The organism is Kaistella treverensis (assembly GCF_900114045.1).
In the GTDB taxonomy this organism is placed as follows: Bacteria; Bacteroidota; Bacteroidia; order Flavobacteriales; family Weeksellaceae; genus Kaistella; species Kaistella treverensis.
The window spans coordinates 555,773-569,757 of record NZ_FORQ01000002.1; the positions used below are offsets into that span (position 1 = coordinate 555,773).

The following is a 13,985-nucleotide window of genomic DNA, read 5'->3' on the forward strand; positions in this document are numbered from 1 at the left end:
ATTTAAGGGGAAATCACTTCTCAGATTTTTGCTATTCTCAGTGTTGCGTTTAATTTTATAAATTTGAGCAGCAATACTTTTCAAAATCTTTACGAAAAGTGCTTTTTAACAAACTCTAAAATCTACAAAATGTGGTGGCAATATATTCTGGTTTTCCTGGGAGCTTTATTGTTTGATATTGTGCCATTTCCCTTTCCACCGGCTTTTACGGTGATGGTTTTTCTTCAGATTTTATATGACCTTGATGTTTGGACGGTGATTTTCGTAGGTGTTGCGGGTTCGGTTCTGGGCCGATATATTCTGCTTCTTTATGCGCCACTGATTTCAAACAGATTTTTGAAGGCGGCAAAAAATGAAGATATCCAGTTTTTAGGGGAGAAAATGAACGAAAATAAATGGGTAGGTCAACTCTTTGTACTTGCTTATTCGTTGTTACCACTTCCGACAACGCCTTTATTTTTGGGCGCCGGAATCTCCAAAATAAAACCTATTTACATCATTCCCGCTTTTCTCATCGGGAAGTTTACGAGTGACAGCGTTGCGCTGCATCTCGGGAATTATGCTTCGGAAAATTGGCGTTTGGTCATTGACTCAACATTTTCCTGGGAATCTTTCGCCAGCTTGTTCTTAAGCTTAACGCTTTTGTTTTTTCTGCTTTTTATCGATTGGCGCACTTTAATTCAGAAAAAGAAATTTTTACTGAATTTTAAAATCTGGAAATAATATCAAAATCGGGCAAAAAAAATAACCGCCTGTAAAACAAGCGGCTATTTAAAATATCTGTGGAGTTGGAGGGATTCGAACCCTCGTCCAAACAAGCAACACATAAGGTTTCTACATGCTTATTCTGCTATTGGTTTTCATGCAAAAGCAGAGAGCAGACACCCAACTTTTACCTTAGCTTCTAATTTTTTCGAGTTCTGGCCAAAGCCTCCAAAACCTTATTTCCGCATTGCTATACCCCAAAATCAGACGTCGCGAAACAGAACTTCTGTGGGATATCTTGCCTCCGTACTGTCTTCGGGAGAACGCTAAATCTTACTATGATTCGGATTAAGCAGCAAGAGCAAACTCTTGGTCGCCAGTTAAAATTTTGTAGCAAGGGATTAAAGAGATCGCGCTACGGTTCTCTGCATGCTTACTTACCCATTGATCTTGCTGTCGAAACCAGTCAACCCCAATATATAAGACTGCAAAGATAAGCAAATATTTTGCCGTATTGCAAGTGGTAATTTGGGCGTAACCTTTCGGCGGAAATTGGCGCTCGCTCCGCTCGCTCCCATTTCCGCCTTCAGGTCGGGCTTTCCGTTGCAATTCCTCCCCGCCGCGGCGGGTCCGGGATTTCCACTGCAATCCCTTACGCGGGATCTCGCACCTTTACGAAGCTTTATCAAATTTTACCGGTTATTTCATCCTTTTTTTCAAAATGGAAATTGGCGCTCGCTTCGCTCGCGCCCGAACAGCAGAAATAAATTTTACCTGCTATTTCACCGTTTTTTTCGAAAATAATTTGCTCAAATAGCGGCAAATAATTAAAAACATTAACAAAAATTTCAGGTCAGAATTCTAAAAATATCACAAAACAGGTTAAAAACAATTAAACTTTTCGCGCCGAAATTTATTAGTCGCTAAAACGCTCTTTTTTCAGGTTATTTTTACGCAAATAAGCTGTATGAAAATAAAACTATTCTTTCTCTTTTTCTTCACCATTTCCGCTGCGGCATTTTCCCAGCAATATGTCTTTGGGAAAGTTGCATCCGAGTTTGATACGGCTTTGGAAGACGTCGTGATTTACAATGTCAGGTCCGAAGAAAAAATCCTGTCCGACCGTTATGGCAACTTTATGATTTCCGCAAAAAGCTACGATGAGCTGCGCTTTATAAAAGGCGGCTTCGACCGGATTTCGGTTAAAGTATCAGCGCAAAATTTTTCGGCACCGCTGAACGTTATTTTGTATAAATTACCATATGACATTGCCGAAGTCGCGCTGAAACCTCAGCTTACCGGAAATCTTCGCAAAGATGTGCGCTCTTTGGACCAGCCGGCGAAAGTTGTGGCACTTAATAGCTCCCTTGGTGCTTATATGCGTACACCATCAACCGTCGTGGCACCAAAACTCAGCACACCTTCCGCTTTTGCTGGGCATAATTATAATGCGGGTCAGGGAACACTTTTAACACTTGGTGAAGGCGGTTCGGGAGGACTTGTGGGTTTAGTTGGATCTTTGGTTAAAAGCAAAAATTCTGCGCCTACAACCGCCAATTATGCCGAAACTCAGGCCTTTTTCCGCCGCGTAAAAACAGAAATCGATTTAAGTTTCTACACTTCCCAGGGCTGGGACGAAGAGCAGATCGATAAATTCCTCATTTACGCAGATGCTTCTTATTCTTTAGCAAAAAAATACCGCAAAACTTTCGATGTTGAAGCGATAAAAAACGAGATGAAACTGGCGTATCAGCAATACGTAAAAACGCATAAAACCGGCTTTTAATGTTTCGGATTTTTTTGCTGCTGTTTACCCTTATTTTCTCGAATTTCTTTTCCCAGAAAATCACCGGTCTTGTGCGCGACGAAGACGGAAATGCGCTGCCCGCAACTTTGGTTTTCAATATGGAGACGGAACAGAAAATTTACACCAGTTTAGCCGGAGAATTTTCTATTGATGCAATTGCCGGTCAGGAACTTCGTTTTGTGCGTGCGGGTTTTGAGCGAAGTTCAAAAATCATCAGCGCCGCAGATCTCGATTCAAAACTCATAATTACACTAGCGCGCGACGCCGCTGAAATCGAAGAGGTGAAAATCGTGCGGTTAACAGGAGACATTCAGCAGGATTCCAAAAATTTGGCAAAAGAAGACCGAATTTCTCAGCTGCAGCAGGAAATCGGTGTGCCGCTGCCGCCAGAAAAACCACGCGAAAAACCAGCAGATTTTAAAAAAGATGTTGTCGGTAATTTATTGAATTTGGCGGTAAGTCCGCAGGCAGTTTATGATTTAATTAGTGGCGACGCGCGCCGCATGAAAACCGAATACCGCTACGAAGATATGCAGGACAATATCGCCTGGATTTTGGCTCGCGTTGGCGACGATTATTTCACTGAACTTGGTATTTCACCTGAGAAAACTAAGGCATTCGTACAATATTCACTCGGTATTGAACCTGAAATTTCCCGCGCGGTAAAAGCCAGAAATCTGGCAAAAGTGCTGCTCTATTTCGAGCAAACCTTACCAAAATTTTTAAACCGTTAAAAATTCACGCCTGTTTTGGCAAAATTTTTTCTTTTTATATCCTTTTATTCTTAACTTGTTTTACGATAAAACACGAAAAAATGAACAGAAATATAATCGCAATTGCCATTGCAGCGCTAGGTTTTATTATCGGTTTAGCACTTTTGGGAAACGCCATTAAAAACCGGAACAAATCCGAAAACACCATTTCGGTTACCGGACTTGGAACCAAAAAATTTACTTCTGACCTTATCGCCTGGAATGGGAATTTTTCGCGCAACAGTTTTGAGCTTAAAACTGCTTACGATGCGCTGGCCAATGATAAAAAAATCATCGAGAATTATCTGGTATCAAAGGGAATCCCGAAAAACGAAATGGTATTTTCTGCGGTAGATATTCAGAAACAGTTTAATTATTCCACCGACAATATGGGCCGTAGCCAGCAGACTTTCAATGGTTATCAGCTTTCGCAGCGCGTTTCAATTGACAGTAAAGATGTCGCGAAAATCGAAAATTTATCCAGAAATATCACCGAAATCATCAACCTTGGCATTGAATTTACCTCATCGCCGCCAAATTATTTTTACACCAAACTGGCTGATGTTAAACAACAGATGATTGCCGATGCTACAAAAGACGCGAAACAGCGCGCTGAGAAAATTGCTGAAAACGCTGGCGCAAAGTTGGGTAATCTTAAAAAAGCAACCATGGGCGTCACGCAGATTACAGAACCGAATTCCACCGAAGAATTTTCCTACGGCGGAACATTCAATACCTCATCCAAAGAAAAGGAAGCCAGCATTACCATCAAACTGGAATATGAAGTCGATTAAGTCGTGACAAATAATTAGCTGCTATTTCAGGTAATTTTCCTGTTTTAGCAGCTTATTTTTTACCAGCTTAATTTTAAGCAAAGTGCTAAATATCAGCGGTAAACCACATCGTAAATTTCCTCCTTGATCCAGTCGGTTTTTTCGGGTTTCCAGTTCGCGAGAAGCCAAAGATTCAGCGCGTGTTTGCCCGCATCGTACGGTGGTTGTACATAATTTTCATCGATGATGTTAAAACCGTTCTGTTCGTAAAAAGAAATCCTGCGTTTTGCGTCCTCATCTAAATCTGACGGTTCGGCTTCGAGAACGATGTGCAGATACTTTTTAAACAGATCAGCAAGAATTTCAGAACCATATTTTTTGCTGCGGAATTCGGAAAAAATTTCAAAATGTTCCAGAAAGACAAAATCAGTCATTTCCCAGCAAATCAGGTAGCCAATGTTTTCGAGCTCGCGTAAAACCGAATAAACTTTCACTTTCGGGTTCATAAAAAGTCCGCGGAACTGCTTTTCATTGCGCTGTTCGTCCGCGGGAAAGGTCTCGCAGTACGATTTATATATTTCCAAAGCACGAAAATCATCGTGCTGACTGATTTCTAAATATTCCATTTAAAGTAGAGAATTACAGGTCGAAAACGCTCGGTCGGCGCGTGATAAACATATCTTTTACCCAAAGTGTAAAAGCAAGACCCAGGTAAATTAAAAAGAAAACGCCGGCGGTGGCGAAAGTGGAGTAGATGAAAAATACGCGCAGTTTGGAAACCGGAATCCCAAGTTTTGCGCCCATTCTGGTGAGAACGCCAAACCATTGGCGCTCCAAATTATGTCTGAGATTGGTGAACATTTGTTTCATAATAAAACGTAAAGATAATATTTTTATCGGCGGTTAAAACGAGATTTTTAGCAGGTTTTGCCCGAAATAAATTAAGTTTTCTCCATGATTTTTTTTATTTACAATTTTCGACCCAGTATGGTTAGAATTAGGAATTTAAATTATCTATATAGATTTTGCCGCTGCGCGGAAATTTATAACTTTGACGTTCAAAGTGCTTTTTTATGGAATCAAAAAATTATCACGAAGATCTTTCGCACATCCGAACCATGATGGAACGCAGCTCCCGTTTCCTTTCTTTAAGCGGAATTTCCGGCGTTTTCGCGGGTGTAGTGGCCTTACTCGGTGCCATTTATGTGCATTATGTACTTCAGCAAAATAACATCAATTATTTTGATGGCAAAAGAAACATTTTCAGCACAGAGCTGATTATCGAGTTGTCGCTTATTGGCTTGGTTATTTTGGTATTGGCGGTTTTCAGCGGCTATTTTTTCAGCTCCAGAAAAAGCAAAAAAATCAACCAACCGATTTGGAATAAAACCACACAGCGAATGCTCTCGGATTTTGCCGTTCCCCTGTTGTCCGGCGCGGTTTTTTGTTTCGCGCTTTTGTACCACGGTCTTTTTGTTTTCATTGCCCCGGCGACGCTTATTTTTTACGGTCTCGCTTTGGTAAATGCGGAAAAACATACTTTGAATGACATAAAATATCTCGGCTATTGCCAGATAATTTTGGGTTTGCTTTCGCTCTTTTTCCTAGGTTGGGGCTTGGTTTTCTGGGCAGTCGGTTTTGGAATCCTGCATATCCTCTACGGCGCTGTGATGTACAGAAAATACAAGTAAATCAAAATATATCGCCTTTAAACGTCAAATTTTTGCGATTTAAAATCTGCGAAAAAATATGCCACTTTAACGGCAAAAAATGTGAATTAAAAAAGATCGGAAAATGCTCAACATCAATAAACTCAACAAAGAATTCGAAAGCCGCGTCAGACTGGGCATTATGTCGGTCCTGATGGTGAACGAATGGGTTGATTTTACCGAGATGAAAAACCTGCTGGAAATCACAGACGGTAATCTGGCAAGTCACAGCACGGCCTTAGAAAAATCAAAATATATTGAAGTTAAGAAAGAATTTGTCGGAAAAAAACCAAAGACGTCTTATCGCGTAACCGCGTCTGGTAAAGATGCGTTCCGGGAACATTTATCCGGCCTGGAAAAATTATTGGGCAAATAAGGCCTTTTTTTTAAAATTTAACTTTGAAATGCAAAGTACTTTGATTATATTTGTTTAGGAATTAGAGAAACAAACTTTACAACCTGCTACATCAAAACATTTAATCATGAAAACACACCAGCTTATTTTACTTTCCACCGTACTTTTTATAACCATTTTTTACGGTGAAGATTTAGGACTTAATTTGGGAATTTTAGGAATTTCCTATGCTTTGCTTGCATGGTTTAATTCAGCGGAAAAACGGCAAACCCCACTATTTATTCTTTTATTTGTAACAACTGTCCTTTCCAGTATTGCATTTGCGTGGTTCGGGGATTTTGCGTCACTTTTAGCTATCTTCACGTCAGCATTTTTACTGGCTTTTCAGACAAAAAATCACGGCCTTCATAATATTTTGGTGATTCCGGTCTTCGCTTTTAATTTTATCACGTTTCCTTATCGATTTATCCAATTCGAGAAATGGTTGCCGAAAAGTAACACTACGGAAGGTTTTAAAAAAGTACTTGCTGTGGTGCTCATTCCCGCGCTTTTAATACTGGCATTTGTCGGCGTTTATGCTTTAGGAAGTGAACATTTTTCCTCCGTTTTTTTGGATTTTAAATTTAAATTCAACTTTTGGCAATTTTTTGTGCTGGGCGCATTAGGTTTCTTTTTAGCATTCAACTTTTGGAATTTCCACATTCCTCAGTTTTTTCACTCTTTAAATCATCATCTCAAAAATGAATTTTCCAGCGAACCAAAAAACACGCGACCTGCTTTTCCGTTTTTGGATCTAAATACCGAAGTGAGAAGCGGAATTATTTCTTTTACCGCTTTGAATGTTTTGTTGCTTATTTTTATTATTACCTTTAATTACGAGCAATTTGTGGAAATTTCTAAAACGCCATCGCAGCTTTCCGCCGAAACCCACAATAGGGTGTATGCGGTGATTGTGTCTGTCGTGATGGCGGTTTTGGTGATTATGTTTTATTTTAAAAAAGGTTTAAATGTTGACCGTAATTCAAAATATCTAATAACTCTTACTAAAACCTGGATTTTTTTAAATGCCGTTTTAATTCTTTCAGCCGCCGCAAAAAATGCTGAATATGTCCTCAATCTTGGATTCACCTATAAAAGGTTGGCAGTTTTCGCTTTTCTGACTTTATCAATTATCGGTTTGATAACCACCTTTCTTAAAATTCAAAATAAAAAGGCCAATGCCTATATTTTCAATCATATGGTGTGGTATTTTTACGGAACAATTTTGGTTTCCAGTTTTTTTAACTGGGGTGCATTTCTTACTTCGCAGAATTTGAGTAAAAGAAATTTTGACCTTCCATATCACCTGAAATCGGTCAATTTTAATCAAAAACAATTATTGGAGTTTGCTAAAAAAACAGGAGATGAAAAGCTAACTCAGGAACTTCAGAAGAAAATTGCGGACGAAAAACGTAAAACCTTTTTATCTAAAATTATTTACTACCAAAAATTTAATTAAAATGAAAAACGCAATTTTAATTTCCGCGCTTTTGCTCATGTCCTGCAACCAAAAAGAAACCACATCCGAAGCTTCAACCACAGATTCTACATCAATTGCTGAAACTGCAGACACCGAAAAACTTCCCGCACCCGACAGCGGTGTCGTGGTAATTCCGGAACAAACACCAAAAGTTTCACCAACTTTCCGCACCGTAGAAAACGGTAAAATCACCAAAACAATCAATGCCGACATGATTCCTCTCACGCTTACCGATGAGTTCACTGCGGAAAACCATGAGTTAATTCTTAAAATAAAAAACTTCGACCGTCCAAAAATTTTCGGTGCTATTTCGCCCGAAAATCCGAAAATGAATATCCGCTTTAACCAAATCAGGTTGCCCGACGGCAGTTTAGACGGACCGTTCGGCCGCGAAATTACCTATGAAATCCCACAAAAAGGCGAAATTTGGCTGCTTATCGGTAAAAGCAATATGGCATCGGGTGAGATCACAGGAGAATTCTCCGTTTCCCTGAGGTAGGTTAATGTTCTGTTAATTTCAAACGTTGGTATAATTTCTGTGGCTAGGCTTTATAATCCAAAATTTATACTATGAAAAATTTATTTTTTGTCGCAGTGGCTGCCACAGCAACACTTACGGCTTGTAGCACCGTTTCCTCGATTTTACAGAACACTTTTCCGTACACTGCTACGGTTTTAGTTACGGCAAATTCGCCGGTTAATACCACATTGTCCACCGTTTCGCCGGCGCAAAGCATCAATCAGCTTACAGGCGCAGGTGCAAACGTGAAAGACATCCGAGTTACCAACGCGAGTCTCTCCGTAGATTCAAACACTAGCATGGGAATTTTCTCCTCGGTGAAAGTTTATCTTTCCGGCGGAAGTGCGGGCGAAGTTTTAGTTGCGTCGCGTGAATCCATTCCGGATAATGTCGGAAATACGCTGTCGTTGGATATCAACACTTCACAAACTTTAGACGCGATGATGCGTTCCGGCGCGGTACAGCAAAGATTTGTTTACGTCTTGAAACAGTCGCCAACCAGCGATGTTTCCGTAAAAACTTCAATTGGCTTCAGCAGTGTTCCGGTAACAAATCCTTAATTTTTTCAGGAGCTAACAAAAAGTTTTCATCTTTTGAAAGTTGGTAACCGGCTTTCACTACTCGCTTTTTTTGGCGGCGGCGAAGCCGCCGCCAAAAAAGAGCTCAGACACGCCGTTCAATCCGGGCTAGATCAAAGATTTGTCATTCATATCAACAAAAAAAACCGACTAAACATCGGTTTTTTTCATTTTAGCTAAAATCACTTTATTTATTTTTCTTGAAATATTCAATTCCGCAAGTTAAAAAAGCTTTGAAATCTTCTTTCGGCATATATCCGGAAACCGGCGTGTTAATAACTTTTCCGTCCGGCGAAACCAGCACGTAATGTGGCTGCGAGTTGTTATTGAAATTAATTTGCTGGAACAAGCTCCATTTATCGCCAATGGTTTTAATTTTCTTTTTCTGGCCATTACCCATATCGATTGAAGTTTGCTCGCTTTCCGGCAAGGCTTCTTTGTCATCGATATAAAGTGACGCCAAAACCACTTCGTTTTGCAGAATTGGTAAAATATCCGGTTCGCTCCACACGAATTCTTCCATTTTACGGCAGTTTTCACAACCATAACCGGTGAAATCAATCAGCAAAGGTTTGTTTTCTTTTTTCGCGATTTCAATCGCTTCAAAATAATCGTGCGACGGATGCATTCCTAAGATTCCATCTTCTTCTTTGTGAAGGTAACTCACGTTAATCGGTGGCAAAATTCCGCTTAAATGTTGAAGCGTCGGTCTTTCCGCCGGGAATAAACCTTGGATCAGGTAAACAATAAAACCGATTCCGAGGAAACCAATAATTTTTCTCGTAAGCGAAATCTTAGGTTTTTTATCATCGTGCGGAAATCTTATTTTCCCGAAGAGATAAAGCACTAAACCGATCGCGATTAAAATCCAGATCACGATGAAAAGTTCTCTTTTCAGGAAGAAGGTTTTTGAAACCAAATCTGCTTTCGAAAGAAATTTTAAAGCAAGTCCAAGCTCGATAAAACCTAAAACCACTTTTACGGTATTCATCCAGCCGCCGGATTTCGGCAAACTTTGCAGTGCTTGCGGGAAAAGTGCTAAAAGCCCGAAAACAATCGCCCAGCTTAATCCAAATCCTGCTAATGCAAAAGTCAGCAACATCGGGATGTTCGCAGAACCTGTCACAGCGCTTCCAAGTAAACTTCCTAAAATCGGTCCGGTACACGAGAATGATACAATCACCAAAGTCAGCGCCATAAAGAAGATACCAACTATTCCGCCGGCATCTTCAGCTTTTGAAGATTTATTTGCAATAGAGCTCGGTAATGTAATGTCGTAGTAGCCAAAGAAACTTCCCGCAAAAAAGAGGAAAATGATGAAGAAAGCTACGTTCAGCCAAACACTTGTGGAAATTTGGTTAAAAATATTTCCCGCAATTCCATCAATAATATGGAAAGGCACACTTAACAAAACGAAAATAAGCAGGATAAAAAAGCCGTAAATAAAAGCGTCGCGCTTGCCTTTCGCTTTGTCTTTCGAGCCTTTGGTGAAAAACGAAACCGTAAGCGGAATCATTGGGAAAACGCACGGCGTAAGCAAAGCAATCAAACCTCCGAAAAAGCCGAGAAGTAGATACGTCCAGAAATTTTCATTGTTTTCCTGCGCTTCAACTCCGCAATCAGTCATCGGATTTTTAAAATCGAGCGAGGAAACTTTTAAACCTTCCTGTTCGGCCTTAATTGGGGAAACAGTGGTCGTGGCAACAGCAGTTGTCACAGTATCTGTTTCCTTAGCAGTTTCAGCAAAGGTTGTTTCAGCCGCTGTTTCTTCAGGAGCAACCACTGCAACTCCGGTCGCTGTGGGCGTAATTTTTTGCTCAAATTCCAGCGTATTCGGCGCAAGACAAACGCGGTCGTTACAAGTCTGGTATGTGATTTCTGCGGTGACGGTTGCCGGTCTTGCGTTATTTTTTAGTTTGAATTTTTGCTTAAACAGCACCAAATCAGAATAATAAACGATTTGTGCACCAAAAGCTTCGGAGAATTCGTCGTGCTTTTTACCGACTTCAGTAACGCCGCCAATCAGCTGAATTCCTTCTTTGCTCGAAAGCAACATTTCGGTAGGAATCCCGGAATCCGGCGGTAAATCTTTCGAATAAATATGCCAATTTTTCTCGATGGTGGCGGTTAAAACTGCTTCATATTCGTTGTTGGGAAGGGAATTAATGTTGTATTTAAATTTTACAGGATCTTTTATCTGCGCCGTGATTCCCTGAAAAAGGAAAAGAACGGCCAAAATCAGCCAATTTTTAAATTTCATTTCTACTTATTACTTTTTGGTGTTCTGCGGAAAACACTATATTTTTATGTTAAAACTTTCAGCATCAGACTTTTTCGCTGCAAATCTGCGGTCCTGGCGAAAGGGAAGAATTCCCAGAATATCGTCTTTTCCGTCGGTTAAAAGCCAAATTTTTTGCTGCGCTAAAATAGGCAATTTTTCATCCTTAAAAAATTTAGCGATTTTCTTTTTGCCTATCATCCCGATAGGATGGAAAACGTCGCCTTTTTTTGCGTGTCTCAGTTTTAACGGAAATTTTATTTTTTCTGAACTAAAATTCCAGCTGAAAGTGCCGAATTTTTCAATTTCTGTTTTAATTTTTTCGGGGATAAAAGCGGCTTTTTTTTCGTTTTCTAAAATAACTTCCTCGTCTTTTTCAATTTCAACTGCGTTTGTGGTGATGATGAAATCTTTGCGGTCAACGCTGAGCACGTGACTTTCTGAAATAAATTTTTTACCCGTTTCAGCGGCCAAAATTTTAGCAAATTCTTTTTTTGAATTGAAATTGTAGTGTCGCAGAATTTCAAACTGAACAAATCCGGTTTGCTGAAAAAATTCCGCTTTATTCAGCAGGATTTTTCCGTTTTCTAAAACCGAAATTTCTGTCGAGATTTTATCCAGATTTTCTTCGATGAAATCAGCGCTTTGGTTGAGGTATTGTAAGCTTTTACCGAAATTTTCCAGGAAATTTTCGTTAATTTTTAAAAGCTGCGGCGTAACTCCATTCCGGATAAAATTCCGCAAATAATCGTTTTTATGATTCGATAAATCTTCTCGATAATGCACCGAATTTTTTTCCGCGAAAGCGTAAATGTCATCTTTAGAAAAATGCAGCAGCGGCCGCAAAATTTTATTTTTATTGGCAGGAATTCCGCTTAAACCTTTAATTCCGGAAGCTTTTGAAAGATTGATGAGAAAAGTTTCCAGCTCGTCATTGAGGTGATGTGCCGTCACCGTGAAATCGAGCTTTCTTTCTTCTTTAATTTTATTGAAAAAATTGTAGCGTAAATCGCGCGCCCATTCCTGGATGGAATTTTCGGGTTGCTGATCTTTTTCGCTGACATGATACACGTGCAGAAAAATACCGAGCTTTTTGCAGGTTTTTTCTACAATTTCCTCATCCGCGTCCGAATCCGTTCCGCGTAAACCATAATTTACGTGCGAAACTTCAAATTTCAAATCCAATTCTGAAAACAACTTTAAAAGCACCATGGAATCGGCGCCGCCGCTAACCGCCAACAAATAAGTTTTGGTTTTAAAATCCGGTGCAATGTGCTGCAAAGCTTGCTGAAAAGTGGTTGTATTTAGCAACTTTAAGGTTATTTTAAGGAATATTTAGCAAAGATAATTCTTCTGTTCAAAACGATTTCTCTATTTTTGGTTGATTAAAAAGAATTATTATGAAAATAGCGAAATTAGGTGTCGTTCTTGGAGCGGCTTTAATGATGACCTCTTGTGTGAGCAAGAAACAGTTTGATGCCCTGAATGAAAATTATAACCAATGTATCACCAACGTAGGTGAAAGACAGCGTGAAATTCAGGATTTGAAAAGTCTTAATTCTGGTTTGGCAAGTGAAAATGCGCTTTTAAAAGGTCAGAATGACGCACTGAAATCGTCTCTTGATGCATGTTTGGCGAATACAGGACAAGGTTCTAAAAACATCACCGAACTGATCGGAGAAATTAATTCTTCTAACAAATACATCAAACAACTGATTTCGACCAACGCGAAAAATGACAGTTTAAACCTGGCTTTATCAAACAAACTAAAACGTTCACTGGATAACATCGCGGATAACGACGTACAGGTGAAAGTTTTGAAAGGCGTGGTAATGATTTCGCTTTCCGACAAAATGCTGTATAAAACAGGAGATTATAATGTGTTGCCGGCAGCTCAGGACGTTCTTGGAAAAGTAGCTCAGGTAATTAATGATTACGATACGTATTCAGTTTTGATTGAAGGTAACACGGATAATGTTCCTTTAAATTCTTCAACTTTACCAAAAGACAACTGGGATCTTTCTGCACTTAGAGCGACTTCTATGGCGAAAATTCTTCAAACCAGATTCGGTGTAAACCCAGCGAGAATTACTGCCGGCGGACGTAGCGAATACAACCCGAAAACTACAAACGCTTCAGTCTCCGGACGTGCTGAAAACCGTAGAACGGAAATTATCATCATGCCGAAACTGGATGAATTTATGAAATTAATGGACATTGCGCCGGTAAAAAATTAATACATTTCATTTTTGAGATTTTTTAAAGCGTTGCCAGAATACCTATTCTGGCAGCGTTTTTTTGTTTAAAATGCTTAAATTTGGTTTTAAATAAAATTTGGAGATGAGTTTTTTCGAAGAAAATTGCCCCGAAATTGACCGTTATCTGGAAAATCATGCTTCCGCGGAGCCGGAAAATTTAAAGAATCTGCGTCGCGAAACTTTTCAGAAAACCACGCAGCCGCATATGATTTCCGGTTACTTGCAGGGCAGATTTCTTGCACTGATTTCCAAAATGGTTTCACCGAAAAATATCCTGGAAATCGGGACATTTACCGGTTACGCCACGCTTTGTCTTGCGGAAGGTTTAGCTGCTGAAGGGAAAATCACGACGTTAGACATTAATGAAGAACTCGCATATTTGCCGAAAAAATATTTTGCTGAAAGTGAATTTTCTTCTAAAATCAATTTTCAGTTGGAAGACGCAAAAACATTTTTGAAAAAAACTGATGAAACCTTCGATTTTATTTTTATCGATGCTGACAAGGAAAGTTATGTTGAATATTTTAACCTGCTGAAAAAAAAGCTGAAAAGTGGTGGTGTAATTCTGTTTGATAATGTGCTGTGGTACGGAAAAATCCTGGAAGATAACCCAAAACAGAAATCTACGAAAGTCATCAAAGAACTCAACGAATTGGTTGCAAAAGACTCATATTTCGATAATGTAATTTTACCTTTGCGCGACGGCGTACATTTAATCCGTAAAAAATAAC

At 39.5% G+C, this 13,985-nt stretch carries 15 protein-coding genes and 1 other RNA gene; 11 read left to right on the forward strand and 5 right to left on the reverse strand.

Features of this window, described 5'->3' with window-relative positions; translation table 11 throughout:
- Positions 1-129 precede the first annotated feature (129 nt).
- Entirely contained in the window at positions 130-723 is a 594-nt protein-coding gene (locus BMZ55_RS07975; protein ID WP_089819883.1) for a hypothetical protein, read from the forward strand.
- Positions 724-780: 57 nt separating this feature from the next.
- On the opposite strand, the gene ssrA is transcribed toward BMZ55_RS07975, so the two are convergent.
- Positions 781-1,179, reverse strand: a transfer-messenger RNA (tmRNA) gene (gene ssrA, locus BMZ55_RS07980).
- 493 nt (positions 1,180-1,672) lie between these two features.
- Between ssrA and BMZ55_RS07985 the strand changes: the two genes are divergently transcribed.
- From BMZ55_RS07985 to BMZ55_RS07995, 3 genes are all read left to right on the forward strand, one after another.
- On the forward strand, positions 1,673-2,491 hold the full coding sequence (locus BMZ55_RS07985) for a hypothetical protein (protein ID WP_089819884.1): 819 nt from the start codon (positions 1,673-1,675) through the stop codon (positions 2,489-2,491).
- Positions 2,491-3,246, forward strand: a complete 756-nt coding sequence (locus BMZ55_RS07990) for a carboxypeptidase-like regulatory domain-containing protein (protein WP_089819885.1) — start codon at positions 2,491-2,493, stop codon at positions 3,244-3,246. The genes BMZ55_RS07985 and BMZ55_RS07990 overlap by 1 nt, the downstream gene beginning before the upstream one ends.
- An 80-nt stretch (positions 3,247-3,326) precedes the next feature.
- Complete coding sequence (locus BMZ55_RS07995; RefSeq protein WP_089819886.1) at positions 3,327-4,058, forward strand: SIMPL domain-containing protein; 732 nt, start codon at positions 3,327-3,329, stop codon at positions 4,056-4,058.
- A 92-nt stretch (positions 4,059-4,150) separates the two neighbouring features.
- Here BMZ55_RS07995 and BMZ55_RS08000 read toward each other — a convergent pair whose 3' ends face one another.
- Positions 4,151-4,663, reverse strand: a complete 513-nt coding sequence (locus BMZ55_RS08000) for a GNAT family N-acetyltransferase (protein WP_089819887.1) — start codon at positions 4,661-4,663, stop codon at positions 4,151-4,153.
- Positions 4,664-4,676: 13 nt separating this feature from the next.
- Positions 4,677-4,898 (reverse strand): PspC family transcriptional regulator, encoded by a 222-nt coding sequence (locus BMZ55_RS08005; protein ID WP_039340995.1) that lies wholly within the window; start codon positions 4,896-4,898, stop codon positions 4,677-4,679.
- 212 nt (positions 4,899-5,110) lie between these two features.
- Here BMZ55_RS08005 and BMZ55_RS08010 point away from each other — a divergent pair, with 212 nt between their 5' ends.
- From BMZ55_RS08010 to BMZ55_RS08030, 5 genes are all read left to right on the forward strand, one after another.
- Positions 5,111-5,728 (forward strand): hypothetical protein, encoded by a 618-nt coding sequence (locus BMZ55_RS08010; protein WP_089819888.1) that lies wholly within the window; start codon positions 5,111-5,113, stop codon positions 5,726-5,728.
- A gap of 103 nt (positions 5,729-5,831) precedes the next feature.
- Positions 5,832-6,122 carry a winged helix-turn-helix domain-containing protein gene (locus tag BMZ55_RS08015; RefSeq protein WP_089819889.1) on the forward strand — a complete coding sequence of 97 codons (291 nt, stop codon included), beginning with the start codon at positions 5,832-5,834 and terminating at the stop codon, positions 6,120-6,122.
- 106 nt (positions 6,123-6,228) lie between these two features.
- Positions 6,229-7,599, forward strand: a complete 1,371-nt coding sequence (locus BMZ55_RS08020; RefSeq protein WP_089819890.1) for a DUF4153 domain-containing protein — start codon at positions 6,229-6,231, stop codon at positions 7,597-7,599.
- Between the two features lies 1 nt (position 7,600).
- Positions 7,601-8,119: a hypothetical protein gene (locus tag BMZ55_RS08025; protein ID WP_089819891.1), complete on the forward strand. Its 519-nt coding sequence runs from the start codon at positions 7,601-7,603 to the stop codon at positions 8,117-8,119.
- Positions 8,120-8,190: 71 nt separating this feature from the next.
- A complete protein-coding gene (locus tag BMZ55_RS08030) occupies positions 8,191-8,700 on the forward strand; it encodes a hypothetical protein (protein ID WP_089819892.1) in 510 nt (169 codons plus the stop codon).
- 205 nt (positions 8,701-8,905) lie between these two features.
- Here the strand turns inward: BMZ55_RS08030 and BMZ55_RS08035 are convergent, their stop codons facing one another.
- Positions 8,906-10,978, reverse strand: coding sequence for a protein-disulfide reductase DsbD family protein (locus tag BMZ55_RS08035; protein ID WP_089819893.1), 2,073 nt, complete (start codon positions 10,976-10,978; stop codon positions 8,906-8,908).
- Between the two features lie 36 nt (positions 10,979-11,014).
- Complete coding sequence (tilS, locus tag BMZ55_RS08040; RefSeq protein WP_089819894.1) at positions 11,015-12,307, reverse strand: tRNA lysidine(34) synthetase TilS; 1,293 nt, start codon at positions 12,305-12,307, stop codon at positions 11,015-11,017.
- 89 nt (positions 12,308-12,396) lie between these two features.
- Here tilS and BMZ55_RS08045 point away from each other — a divergent pair, with 89 nt between their 5' ends.
- Positions 12,397-13,233, forward strand: coding sequence for an OmpA/MotB family protein (locus BMZ55_RS08045; RefSeq protein WP_089819895.1), 837 nt, complete (start codon positions 12,397-12,399; stop codon positions 13,231-13,233).
- Positions 13,234-13,336: 103 nt separating this feature from the next.
- On the forward strand, positions 13,337-13,984 hold the full coding sequence (locus BMZ55_RS08050; protein WP_089819896.1) for an O-methyltransferase: 648 nt from the start codon (positions 13,337-13,339) through the stop codon (positions 13,982-13,984).
- Position 13,985: the final 1 nt, after the last annotated feature.